Origin of the sequence: Oxalobacter aliiformigenes, assembly GCF_027116575.1 — a bacterium.
Classification (GTDB): domain Bacteria; phylum Pseudomonadota; class Gammaproteobacteria; order Burkholderiales; family Burkholderiaceae_D; genus Oxalobacter; species Oxalobacter aliiformigenes.
Genome location: NZ_CP098252.1, coordinates 1,571,688 through 1,583,791, shown reverse-complemented (window position 1 = coordinate 1,583,791; position 12,104 = coordinate 1,571,688). Strand labels below are relative to the sequence as shown.

General features: G+C 51.1%; 9 protein-coding genes. 1 reads left to right on the top strand and 8 read right to left on the bottom strand.

Going from position 1 to position 12,104, the window contains the following annotated elements:
- Nucleotides 1-308 precede the first annotated feature (308 nt).
- From frc to NB647_RS07350, 5 genes are all read right to left on the bottom strand, one after another.
- Nucleotides 309-1,595: a formyl-CoA transferase gene (frc, locus tag NB647_RS07370; protein ID WP_269282682.1), complete on the bottom strand. Its 1,287-nt coding sequence runs from the start codon at nt 1,593-1,595 to the stop codon at nt 309-311.
- Between the two features lie 242 nt (nt 1,596-1,837).
- The gene (locus tag NB647_RS07365) at nt 1,838-3,121 is read right to left on the bottom strand and encodes a sigma-54 interaction domain-containing protein (RefSeq protein ID WP_269282680.1); all 1,284 of its coding nucleotides are present in this window, start codon (nt 3,119-3,121) and stop codon (nt 1,838-1,840) included.
- A gap of 147 nt (nt 3,122-3,268) precedes the next feature.
- Nucleotides 3,269-3,982 carry an alpha/beta hydrolase gene (locus NB647_RS07360; protein WP_269278662.1) on the bottom strand — a complete coding sequence of 238 codons (714 nt, stop codon included), beginning with the start codon at nt 3,980-3,982 and terminating at the stop codon, nt 3,269-3,271.
- Between the two features lie 197 nt (nt 3,983-4,179).
- Nucleotides 4,180-4,758, bottom strand: coding sequence for a hypothetical protein (locus tag NB647_RS07355; RefSeq protein WP_269278512.1), 579 nt, complete (start codon nt 4,756-4,758; stop codon nt 4,180-4,182).
- Nucleotides 4,759-5,133: 375 nt separating this feature from the next.
- The gene (locus NB647_RS07350) at nt 5,134-6,045 is read right to left on the bottom strand and encodes a LysR family transcriptional regulator (RefSeq protein WP_269263954.1); all 912 of its coding nucleotides are present in this window, start codon (nt 6,043-6,045) and stop codon (nt 5,134-5,136) included.
- A 95-nt stretch (nt 6,046-6,140) separates the two neighbouring features.
- Here NB647_RS07350 and metE point away from each other — a divergent pair, with 95 nt between their 5' ends.
- On the top strand, nt 6,141-8,438 hold the full coding sequence (metE, locus tag NB647_RS07345) for a 5-methyltetrahydropteroyltriglutamate--homocysteine S-methyltransferase (RefSeq protein WP_269282677.1): 2,298 nt from the start codon (nt 6,141-6,143) through the stop codon (nt 8,436-8,438).
- Between the two features lie 290 nt (nt 8,439-8,728).
- Here metE and NB647_RS07340 read toward each other — a convergent pair whose 3' ends face one another.
- The 3 genes from NB647_RS07340 to sdaAB all read right to left on the bottom strand — a co-directional run bounded on the left by NB647_RS07340 (nt 8,729) and on the right by sdaAB (nt 11,852).
- Nucleotides 8,729-9,910, bottom strand: a complete 1,182-nt coding sequence (locus NB647_RS07340) for a sugar transporter (RefSeq protein ID WP_269282674.1) — start codon at nt 9,908-9,910, stop codon at nt 8,729-8,731.
- Between the two features lie 370 nt (nt 9,911-10,280).
- The gene (sdaAA, locus tag NB647_RS07335; protein ID WP_269282672.1) at nt 10,281-11,174 is read right to left on the bottom strand and encodes an L-serine ammonia-lyase, iron-sulfur-dependent, subunit alpha; all 894 of its coding nucleotides are present in this window, start codon (nt 11,172-11,174) and stop codon (nt 10,281-10,283) included.
- 9 nt (nt 11,175-11,183) lie between these two features.
- Nucleotides 11,184-11,852, bottom strand: a complete 669-nt coding sequence (gene sdaAB, locus NB647_RS07330; protein ID WP_269282670.1) for an L-serine ammonia-lyase, iron-sulfur-dependent subunit beta — start codon at nt 11,850-11,852, stop codon at nt 11,184-11,186.
- Nucleotides 11,853-12,104 lie beyond the last annotated feature (252 nt).

Sequence of the window (12,104 nt, the reverse complement as noted above, 5' to 3'; positions counted from 1 at the left end):
AATTACGTTTTAAATCAAATGGTTACATAATTTTTGCAGTGAATCGTGTCATATTAGGAATTCCTGTATCATGTCAGAATATGTAAAAATGACATTATTTGGCAGTTATTTGGCAGTTACTGGAATGTTTTGCCTGGCAAGTATCCAGTCAGTAAAACAGTGGGAAAAAAGAAAGGGAGATGAAACAGGAATGTATTTCGAATGGATTCCGGTTAACCGGAGACAGGATGACTGACCGGGTTACAGAACTGATGGTTACAATAAAAATGGCGCTCGAAAGAGCGCCATTTTTTGCAGCAGACGGCTGATTAAACAACCTGTTTTTCGTGCAGTTCCTTGATCTTGGCGTCATCGCAGCCAAGTTCTTTCAGGATTTCGTCGGTGTGTTCGCCCAACAGTGGAGCACGGGTGATTTCCGGTTTGAATCCGGAGAACTTGAACGGTGCGCCAACGGTCAGGTGGTTACCACGAACTTCGTCGGTAACTTCAACAACGGTACCAACTTTACGCAGGGATGGATCATGAGCCAGTTCCTTCATGGACATGACCGGACCGCATGGAATACCGTACTGTGCAGCCCATTCGGTTACTTCGAATTTATCCTTGTCTGCGAACTTGGTTTCGATGAAGGAGAAGATGTCCATCAGCTTGTCAACACGGCCTTCGAAGGTGTTGTAGTTAGGATCATCTTTCCATTCAGGCTTGTCGATCATGTCGCAGATCTGAGGCCACATGTTGGCAGCGATGGTGAAGTAAACGTAGGAGTCCGCATCGGTTTCCCAACCTTTACATTTCAGCATCCAGCCTGGCTGGCCGCCGCCACCTGCGTTACCGCCACGTGGTACGGAATGGATGTTTTCGAAAGACAGAGGATTGCCGTCTCTGTCGAAAGCGAAGTTAGGCTGAGCCTGTGGGTATTCAGCCAGAATGCCGGTTCTTTCCAGACGCTGCTGGTCACGCAGTTTGATACGGACCAGATTCAGAACGGCGTCCTGCATAGCGACGGCAACTTTCTGACCACGGCCGGTTTTGTGACGCATTTCCAGAGCGGCCAGAATACCGATCAACAGATGCATACCGGAGTTGGAGTCGCCCAGAGCGGCGCCGGAAACGGTCGGAGGACCATCCCAGAAACCGGTGGTGGCAGCAGCGCCACCGGAGCACTGTGCAACGTTTTCATAAACTTTCAGGTGTTCGTTTGCATGGCCTTCTGCGTAACCCTTGACGGAAGCCAGAATGACTCTCGGGTTCAGTTCCTGGATACGTTCCCAGGTAAAGCCCATACGATCCAGTGCGCCCGGTCCGAAGTTTTCGACCATAACGTCGGAACGTTTGATCATGTCTTCCAGAAGAGCCTTGCCTTCCGGAGTTTTCATGTCCAGTTCGATCGAACGTTTGTTACAGTTGAACATCGTGAAGTACAGGGAGTCAACACCCGGTTTGTCTCTCAGCCATCCACGAGTCATGTCACCGGAACCGCGACGTTCGATCTTGATGACGTTCGCGCCCAAGAAACCCATCATCTGCGTACAGGCAGGACCTGCTTGGACGTGGGTAAAGTCAAGCACGTTAATTCCATCTAATGGTTTAGTCATAATTTCTCATTTCCTTGTCGTTGGTACAACTTTTGGTTTTTATTCTCTGTGGCCATTTCCCTGACAGGAGCTGCCCAGAAAGAAAAACTTCACCCACAACGGGCTGAAGGTACTAACTTGGGATTGCTAACACTTCGCATAACATCTCAAAATGAAGCAAGCTTTATGTATAGCCCTTATATTTTACTCGATAAGCCATTTAAATCAAGAGCGTTTGAGAGGTTTAGTGGGTTTGGCCCGTTTTAACGGTTCTCTTTTTCCTGCAGTTCGGAGAGGTGTCGGTATAGCGTGCGTTCACTGATTCCCAGCATTTTCGCAAGGGCCTTGCGTTTTCCGCTGAATGCCGGTAAAAGTTGTTTTAATCGTGCTTTCGGAGATACCGCTAATGGTGGCGGGGCGTCGCCGTCTTCCGGTTCGGGGATCAGCAAGTGTTCGGGACGGATTTCACAACTTTCACACAGAAGACAGGCACGTTCGAGAAAGTTGCGCAATTCCCGGACGTTTCCCGGGTATCGATAGGTTTGCAGGAGATACATCGCTTCGTCGGAAACAGTCAGATTCCTTCCCGGGGCCATGATTTCCAGAAGGGAGGCGATCAGAAGCGGAATATCTTCCAGCCTGTCTCTTAATGCCGGGACATATATGGGAAAAATATCAAGCCTGTAATAGAGGTCTTTTCTGAACAGGCCGTCTCCGGCTTTCTTCAGAAGATTGTGGCTGGTTGCCGAAATGATGCGGATATCTGCCCGTCGCAGGTCGGCGGAGCCAGAACGCCGGTATGCACCGGTTTCGAGAAGACGTAGCAGTTTCGACTGGATCGAGAGCGGAAGATCACCGACTTCGTCCAGAAAGAGGGTTCCTCCATCTGCCGCATCGACCAGTCCCTTTTTTCCGGAACCGGTTTTTGGGTGTGTTCCCCGTTCCTGCCCGAACAGTTCGCTTTCGAAATGAGATTCGGCAATGCCCGAGCAATCGACGACAATGAATGGTCTGGCAGCCCGTTTCCCGGCACGGTGGATGGCCTGTGCAACAAGTTCCTTGCCGGTTCCCGATTCCCCGCAAAGCAGGATGTTTATATCGGCTGAAGCGGCCTTGCCGACCAGCTCCATCATTTTCCTGAAGGTAGGTGACTGTCCCTGCAAGCTGTTTCTCTCGGTAAGGCCTTTCGCCATTTTGACCGGTTCGATTTTTTCGACATAACAGGTGATTTCTCCGGACAGGTTTTTGATGGGAGTCAATTCGATACTGACGTATTCTTCTCCGTTCGGCGTGTGGTGCATGTGGAGAACCCGTTCCGGTTTTCCGGAACGCCGGCTTTTCGCAAGAGGACAGGTTTCGCCGGAGCGGTCGCAAGGCATGTCGTAATTGTGCGATACCTCGTAACAGGGACGTCCGATGACGGAATCCCCGGGGTTGCAGTATTTCCGGAATGCCTGGTTGACGGCGATGATCCGGTATTGGGTATCGAAAAGGACATGTGGTTCCGTTTGCGCCTGCAAAAAGGAAGTCAGTTCGGTAAAAGACATGGCAGTTTTTCTTGTAACTTACCGGAATATACTGCCATGAACTGCCAAAACTGCCAAGTTGTCAAAAAACACGGGTATTGAACCGGCGTATCCCTGCAGGGAACAGCCCCCTTTCCGATTGCCGGATCTGGCCGGAAAGGGAGGTTTTTATGACTGGGGTCTGCCGGGACTGCGGTCCAGATAGAATTTCATGGCCTTGTCAACGACATGGGGATGAATGAGGTGCCGGCCGTGAAATTCCATGAATTCGATATCGTAACCGGCTTTTTTCAGTTCCTTGTAATGGTGCAATCCGCTGGTGTCCATCGGAAGTTGTTCATCTTCGGGACTGTGTGCGATGAAAACGAGAGGCCGTCCGCGTGGAACGTACAGGTTCATGAATCCGCCCGAGAGTGCGATAACATGGGAAACGGTTTCGCCATTGGACAGGCCGATCGAGAGAGAATAACTGGCGCCGTCGGAAAATCCGCAAAATCCGAAATGGTTCCTGTCAAGGTTGAAATGGGAATTGACCTTATCGAGAGCTCTGTCGAGTCTTTCGAGGTCGGGGCCGTTCCCTCCGATCGTCAAATCCCATGTTATGTATGTCGATTGCGGAATCATCAGGAGAAACTTGTTTTTTTCCGCATGTTCCTTAAAGAAAGGCATGACTTTTTCCGCACTTCCGCCGGCACCGTGAAACATGACCAGCAATTTGACGGGAGCAGTCGTGTCCAGTCCTTCCGGAACGATCAGAAGGGTGTCGCGTTCGCCGGGCAATTCCAGCAAGACGTTCAGTGAATGGGTACCGGGTGGGAGCGGAGGCTGGTCGGGATCGCGGAACCGGAAATTCAGATGCCCCAGTATGGAAGGGGGCATCATGGAAAAATCGAAATCATTCAGATTGGAAGGAAAATTGCTCTTCATGGTTTCAGTCTGCCTGTAAGAGTGGAAAAGCCGTTTCGATTCGGAAACGGGGCTGAATTCTCTGTTGCACAACTTTACCATTTTTACTGCATGATTGCGAAAACGGCTCCGATCAAATCAATTGAAAGGGGCCATTTTCATGAAGCGATGTTTTATTGTCCGGTATGCTGTCTGATGTTGCTGGCGATCAGGTTGACGATCCGGTCATACCGGTTCAGGGCGGAGAGATCCGGTTTGGTTTCGTTTTTGCGCCAGCGGTTGATTGTCATGGTCACCACGCCGATCAGACCGGCTATTTCGGCATCGGATGTCGTACCGAGACGTGTTTCCCATTCAGCGATGATCTCCGACATGGGTCTTTCGAATTTTTCCTGCAGCTTGCGGGAAGATTCACCGTTTTCTGCCAGTAACTGGCGGGCTGTTTTCATGACTTCGTCGGGAACGGATGCGGTGCGTCCATAAGTATAGGAAGACAGACGGGGCAGTCCTATTCCGAGCATGATGGCGTAATCCTGATGTCGCAGGCCGAGTTTTTTTCTGATGTCGACCAGTTCCTGCTGGTCGGGAGACAGTTCAACGGTTTCCTTCGGGCCTTTTTTTCTGTTTCTGGTGTTTTTTGCTGTTCTCGCTGTTTTGCGGATAGAAGTGATTTCGGGTTCGGAAGGTTCGACCATCGTGATGGAAGGAAGGGCATCCAGAACAGATTTTCCCTTTTTGTTCTCTTTGGACATTGTTTCGTATCAGGAGAAGAAGGAGTTGCAAAAGAATGTCCTTTTGATGCTCAAAAAGACAGGAGAAGATATTGGTACTCAGGCAAGCGACTGTTCAGATAACACAGGATAGAAGCGACCGGAAATACCCTGGATCTGTAACAGATGTTTCTGTTTACCAATAAATCTGTTTACAGGAAGTAACATTATCAGTCACTGTTTTAGAGGTCAATAATTATAACTATATGTTTATGTTATATAAATACTTGTTTTTTGATTATATGAATGTTGACACAGGGCAATGACGCAGCGTTCCCGAACGGATTTACATCGTGGAAACAAACAGTTACAGGAAAGTATAAATAAAAGACTGACGATTGCCGGAGAGAAATGGTTTCAGTTCAGAAGACGGATACCGGGCAGTTCACACAGACTTTTTTCGCGGATCAACCGGATGAAGTCGTTGATATAGGCTTTCGAAGCCATTTCCATACAGACGGCGGCGTAAAGTTTTCCTTTCAGACCCTTTTCGGTAATGGGTCTGGACGAAACGTATTGTCTGTCCAGATAGCTCTGGACAGCCCAGAGCGGCAATGCCGCAATACCGCGTCCACTGGCTACCAGCTGGAGGATGGCGATGGTCAGTTCGGATGTACGTCGTTCAGGCGATATGTTTGCGGGTATCAATACCTGTTGCATGATGTCGAGCATTTCATCCGCTACGGGATAAGTGATCAGTGTCTGATCGATGAAATGTTCCGGACGCAGGAAGGATTCTTTGGTCAGGGGATGGCTGTTTGCCAGCAGGGCCACGATGTCGAAATGGAAAAGCGGACGGAAAACGATATTGGATTCCGGTTCCGGAGTGCCAACAATGGCCAGATCCGCACGTCTCTGATGAAGCAATCCGACGGGATCGGCGTGAAAACCGGACAGGATATCCAGTTCCACTTCTGGCCAGAGTGAACGGAAAATGTCCATGGTCGGCATCAGCCAGTCGAAACAGGTATGGCATTCGACGACGATTCTGAGCGAACCTGCCGTTCCGTCTTTGAGGCGGATGAGATCGCGTTCGGTTTCTTCAATGACCGGAAAAATCCTGTCGGCCAATTCCAGCAGACGCTGTCCGACGATGGTGAATGCCAACGGAACGGTTTTGCGCTCGAAAAGCAGTCCGTAGTCGGATTCCAGCAGACGTATTTGCTGGGAAAGGGCCGATTGGGTCAGATGCAGCATATCGGCGGCTTTGGTCAGGTTCCCTGTTTTGCGCAGGGCCAGCAGCGTCCGGAGATGTTTCAGGTCTATCATTAGAAAATCTTATGATGTATTGAAAAAACTTTCATTTGAATTATGTTACACGGCTGACTATGATTTTTCAAACTTGTTTTGAAAGGAATGAATTCATGGTTTGCAGTCATATTCTGGGTTTTCCGCGCATGGGGGCGCAAAGGGAACTGAAATCGGCGCTTGAAACGTACTGGAAAAGTGCATCCGAACCGGACGATACGAATCCGGATCTCGAAAAACTGGTCGAAATGGGTAAACAGTTGAGGGCCGCTCACTGGGCATTGCAAAAGAAGGCCGGGCAGGATTGGGTGACGGTTGGTGATTTTGCCTATTACGATCATGTGCTCAATCATATCCAGCTGTTGGGGTGCGAGCCGGCCCGTTTCGGTTTCAAGAAGGATACGCCGGAACTGGAACGCTATTTTGCCATGGCACGCGGCAGTCTGACGGTCGAGTCCGGGCAGGCCATGTCCATGACGAAATGGTTCGATACGAATTATCACTACATCGTTCCGGAGTTTTTCCCGGAAACCTGTTTTGCGCTTTCCAGTGAACGGCTTTTCGATGAGGTGAAAGAAGCGAAGGCTTTGGGATATCCGGTCAAGGCTGTTTTGCTGGGACCCGTCAGTTTTTTGTATCTTGGCCGTGAAAAAGCGGATGGCTTCGATCGTCTGTCCCTGTTGCCGAAACTGCTGCCGGTTTATCGCCAGATTCTCTCATGCCTTCATGCGGAAGGTGTCGAATGGATCCAGATCGATGAACCGGTTCTGGGACTGGATATCGAGGACAAATGGCTGGCTGCTTTCCGGGACGTTTATCAGGAACTGTCCCGTGAACCGGTCAAGCTGCTGTTGACGACGTATTTTTCCTCTCTTGCCGGACATATCGATACCGTCTGTTCGTTGCCTGTTGCCGGATTGCATGTCGATGCTATACGGGGGGCGGAAGACCTGAAGGAAATCGCCACCAAATGGCCGGCAGACAGAATATTGTCAGTCGGTGTGATCGATGGACGCAATATCTGGAAAGCGGATCTGGACAAGGCACTGGCTGTTCTGAGATCACCCGGGTTGGCCGGTCGCCAGAATCTGTGGGTGGCTCCGAGCTGTTCCCTGTTGCATGTTCCGTTCTCGCTGGATGCTGAAACGAAGATGGATTTGCGTCTGAAACAGTGTCTGGCATTCGCTGTCGAGAAACTGGAAGAAATCCATGCGCTGAAAGATGCACTGGTAAAAGGTGACGCAGCTGTCGCCGATGCACTGGAAAGTTCCCGCAGAACGGTCGAACTGAGGAAAGGCGACTGGGTTCACAATGCACAGGTTGCAAAGAGAGTCGATGCGCTTGGAGAAGGAATCGATCGTCGCAAATCACCGTTTGACGTTCGTCAGGCATTGCAAAGAAAACGTTTCAGATTGCCGGCTTTCTCGACGACGACGATCGGGTCTTTCCCGCAAACACAAAAGATCCGTTCGGCCCGGGCCGCTTTCAAGCGGGGTGCCATGAGTGAGGCCGATTACCGGCAATCCATGCAGGATGAAATCGCCTACTGTATCGAACAGCAGGAAAAACTGGGGCTGGATGTATTCGTTCATGGTGAACCGGAACGTAACGACATGGTCGAATATTTTTCCGAGTTTCTGGAAGGTATGGCAATGACGGCCAATGGCTGGGTCCAGTCCTATGGTTCACGTTGTGTGAAACCTCCCGTCATTTACGGCGATGTTTCCAGACCGAAAGCCATGACGGTGGAGTGGACGAAATTTGCACAGAGTCTGACAGACAAGCCTGTCAAGGCCATGCTGACCGGTCCGATTACCATTTTGCAATGGTCTTTTGTGCGTGATGACGAAAAACGGTCTGTTGTCGCCGACCAGATCGCTCTGGCAATCCGCGATGAAGTGGCCGATCTTGAAAAGGCCGGTATCGGCATTATCCAGATTGATGAACCGGGATTGCGCGAAGGGTTGCCGTTGCGTCGCCGGAACTGGAGGGAATATCTGGACTGGGCATGTCGTGCGTTCCGGATCGCTTCCTCGGGTGTTGAAGACGATACGCAAATCCATACGCACATGTGCTATGCCGAATTCAACGATATCATGCCCGATATCGCGAGTCTGGATGCCGATGTGATTACCCTGGAAGCCAGCCGTGGCGATATGACCCTGTTGAAAGGGTTCAAGGATTTCAGTTATCCGAATGAAATTGGGCCGGGTGTTTACGATATCCATTCGCCTCGTGTTCCTTCGGTTGCCGAAATGGTCGGACTGCTCAAGCAGGCTGCCCGTGTCATTCCGGCTGATCGCTTGTGGGTCAATCCGGACTGTGGCCTGAAAACCCGTCAGTGGAAGGAAACGTACGAAGCGTTGGACAATATGGTGAAAAGTGCCCGATTGATGCGCGAAACGGTTTACTGACACGAAACCTGAATCCGGAAAAAACCGTTACAGACAGAAGTCTGTAACGGTTTTTTTACGTAAAATGCCGGTTTTTGTACGAATGTTTTTTCAAACCGGTCATGGTAGTAAAATCCCCGCAGATTCAGAACGTAATCCGATGGAAAACGGAGGGCAGGGACTCTCATGTTTGTGTCGCACGAAAACGGTTTTGATGGAAATGCGCGTTTTCTTGCCTGTAAAGGCCGGCAGCAGCCGGAGACATTTCGGCGTGTCGTGGATTCATGCGGTACCGAACAGGTGGCAGGCTGTTATGGTTCGGCTTTCAGGAGAGGTAACAGTTTTGCGATGCAGTAAATGAACGCGATGATTGCGATTGCTCCTCCTGCATAGCCGATGTACGGAATGGACAGCCAGGTACAAACGCCACCGCCCGCAAGGGTTCCGGTACCGATGCCCAGATTGAAGATACCTGAAAAGATGGACATGGCGATGGTTGTGGCGCGAGGCGCGAAACGGATTATTTCAGCCTGGAAGACCAGGCTGAATTCCGTGATGGCGATTCCCCAGAGAAAACAGAGCAGAATGACCGTATAGAGATGGTATGCGGATACGCGCAACAGCAACATGAAAACGGCCAGTCCGGCCGAGGTGATCGGGATGAACAGCCGGGGAAATTTGCCGAAGTAGCGTGAAAACAGAAAGCTGCCGAAGATTCCCGAAATCCCGAAAGTGACCAGTACGAAGGTGATCCAGTTTTCACCCAGCCCTGCTACTTGTCCGAGAAAGGGTTCGATGTAGCTGTATCCAGTGTAATGGGCCGTTGTCGTAAGGGCTGTGAACAGGTAAATACCGAGAAGTGTCCTGTTTTCAAGCAGGGAAGGCAGTTCGGCCAGCGGGAAGGGGTTGGCGTTCGGGACTTTCGGGAAAATGATGGTCAGTAGCAGGAAAACGAGAAAAGCGGCGATGGCTATGCAGACGAATGTTATTCGCCAGCTGAGATACAGGCCGATGATCCGTCCCAACGGGAGTCCCGCGATCATGGCGATGGATGTCCCGGTGACGATCATGCCCAGTGCTGTGGTGATTTTGCCTTTCGGTGCGATACGTACGGCCAGTGGGGAAGCGATTGACCAGAATATGGCATGGGTGCAGGCCACACCGATTCTTGATGCCATCAGGACGTAATAACCCGGTGCAAGAGCGGACAGTATCTGGCAGGCGGCAAACAGAAAAACCGTCCAGAGCAGCAGTTTGCGATATTCCATTTTTGATGCAAGCAGCATGAGCGGCAGCGACAGAAGAGCCACGAACCAGGCATATATGGAAATCAGCATGCCGGCTTTCGCCTCGCTGATGCTGAAATCGGCGGCAATGTCGGAAAGCAGTCCGATAGGGATGAATTCCGATGTATTGAAGATGAAAGCGGAAAAGGTCAATGCAATCAGGGGCAACCATTCCCTGATTGTTGTACGGCTGGCTGGTGTTTGCATGACTGGAATACGGGTTTGAAAAATAAGGGGTCGGTCCGGTCAACGGATTCATGATCCATAACCGGTTTTGACATATTGGCAAACGGGATGGTTCATGGCCAATATTACAAGGTGCATGAAACGAAGATTCGGCGTTCCATATCCGGAAAAGGATGAGCGATTTGGTGGATATGATGGCTCGTGGGAACGGATGGGGTGGCCGACATGACGGACACTGTCCGGCAATCTGTTTCGAATGAAAACGACTGTTTTCATTCGTACCGGCTTTCGGGCAGTTTCATTACGGTATATTTCCCGACAGTCTGTTCGTGAAAACAGACGGTTTTTGATCGTACATCCCGAGAGAAGCATTTTGCCGATGATGGAAGTTTCAGTGTTCCGAGTGAAACTGGTTTTTCCTGATCAGTTCCCTGACGATGATACGGGCGGTCGGTGTGCCGGCAAGTCCGCCACGTGCCGTTTCTTTCAGGTCGGATGACATGGAGTCGCCGACAGCGCGCATGGCGTCGATCACCTCATCTGCCGGAATCTTGTGTTCGACGCCGGCCAATGCCATGTTGGCGCAGGAAAGTGCATTGATGGCACCGATGACGTTGCGCTGGACGCAGGGGATTTCCACCAGTCCTGCAATGGGGTCGCAGACAAGTCCCATCAGATTGGAGAGAGCCATGGCGCAGGCATAGGAACACATCAGGCCGGTTCCTCCCCCAAGGTGGGTCACTGCTGCGGCGGCCATGGCGGAAGCCGTTCCCACTTCGGCCTGGCAACCGCCTTCCGCTCCGGAAATGGAAGAACGGGTCGCGATGATTTGGCCGAATCCGGCAGCGACATACAATGCCTCGATGACGGATTCATCGGATATGGCGCGTTCCTTGACCAGCGGGACCAGTACGGCCGGTATGACGCCGCAGGAACCGGCTGTCGGCATGGCGACAATCCGTTTCATGCAGGCGTTGCATTCGCTGACTTTCAGGGCTTCCGTAATGACTTCATTGAAGAAATCTCCACCGAAAAGAATTCCACGCCGGTTTGCCTGACGGACTTTTTCACCGTCTCCGCCGACCAGTCCGCTGTTGGAACGGTCATCCGGATGATAGTTTTCGACCGATGTTTTCATGGCTTCCCAGAAATACCGCATGGTATTCAAAGAGTCTTCCCGTTTGAGGTTCTGGGAATGGATATCGTCTTCCAGAATGGTTTCCCATAATGGCCTGTTTTCGGAAGCGGCGCGTTCAAGCAACTGTTTGACGGACTGAAATGCCATATGTCCTCTTTATTTCTTTTCCTGATTGAGGTAGGTGACCTTGAGAATGCCTTCCATACGCGTGAGTTTTTCCACCAGTTCGGGCGGAATGGGATCGTCGCATTCGATCACCATGACGGCCTGTCCGCCTTTTGAGCGCCGGTATAACTGCATCGTGGCGATGTTGATACCCTGTTTCGCCAGAGCCGCGGTTACCAGAGCGACGTGTCCTGGACGGTCGTAATGGGTATGGACGATCAGGGTGTTTTCATCCCCGGAAAAGTTGGTGGTGATCCCGTCGATCCGGGATACCAGAATGCGGCCGCCCCCCAGTGACGAAGCGACGATTTCCAGCTTTCTGCCATGATCGCCTTCCAGAGTGAGCAAAGTGGAGTTCGGGTGGGCATTGGGAATGTGGGTGGTATCGATATCGAATGAAAATCCTTCTTTGTGAGCAATATCGAAACTGTCCGGAATGCGTTCGTCGTCCGGGCGGATTCCCAGAAGGCCGGCGACAATGGCTCTGTCTGTACCGTGGCCGGCGCCGGTCATGGCAAACGAGCCATGCAGTTTGATGTTGGCCTTAACTGGTGTTTCGCCCAGCAGTTTGCGGGCGACTAGCCCGATTTTGACGGCACCTGCCGTATGGGAGCTGGAAGGACCGATCATGACCGGACCGATGATATCGAACAGTTTCATGCAGAAGTTCCGTGACGGAAAAATTTTTAATCGGGACAGATATGCCAAGGATACAACGCTTTTCCGATCTCTGCTTGCCGTATTCGGACAATGTCCGTGTTTTTTGCGAGATGGTCTGTGTGCGATGGTTTTTTGCCGTTTTTTTGACGGAGTCGCAAGGACGGGAAGCCGGAAAAGGATAATTTCGGATTGTCCTTATGGTGTTTTCAGGATTGCCGTCTCATGGCGATGCAAGGGATGGTCAGAGGGCCC

What these genes read in the sequence shown, in the direction of transcription:
- sdaAA (WP_269282672.1), bottom strand. Translation starts at nt 11,174, where the DNA reads ATGGCATTTCAGTCCGTCAAACAGTTGCTTGAACGCGCCGCTTCCGAA.
- frc (WP_269282682.1), bottom strand. Translation starts at nt 1,595, where the DNA reads ATGACTAAACCATTAGATGGAATTAACGTGCTTGACTTTACCCACGTC.
- NB647_RS07360 (WP_269278662.1), bottom strand. Translation starts at nt 3,982, where the DNA reads ATGATGCCCCCTTCCATACTGGGGCATCTGAATTTCCGGTTCCGCGAT.
- NB647_RS07340 (WP_269282674.1), bottom strand. Translation starts at nt 9,910, where the DNA reads ATGCAAACACCAGCCAGCCGTACAACAATCAGGGAATGGTTGCCCCTG.
- NB647_RS07350 (WP_269263954.1), bottom strand. Translation starts at nt 6,045, where the DNA reads ATGATAGACCTGAAACATCTCCGGACGCTGCTGGCCCTGCGCAAAACA.
- NB647_RS07355 (WP_269278512.1), bottom strand. Translation starts at nt 4,758, where the DNA reads ATGTCCAAAGAGAACAAAAAGGGAAAATCTGTTCTGGATGCCCTTCCT.
- metE (WP_269282677.1), top strand. Translation starts at nt 6,141, where the DNA reads ATGGTTTGCAGTCATATTCTGGGTTTTCCGCGCATGGGGGCGCAAAGG.
- NB647_RS07365 (WP_269282680.1), bottom strand. Translation starts at nt 3,121, where the DNA reads ATGTCTTTTACCGAACTGACTTCCTTTTTGCAGGCGCAAACGGAACCA.
- sdaAB (WP_269282670.1), bottom strand. Translation starts at nt 11,852, where the DNA reads ATGAAACTGTTCGATATCATCGGTCCGGTCATGATCGGTCCTTCCAGC.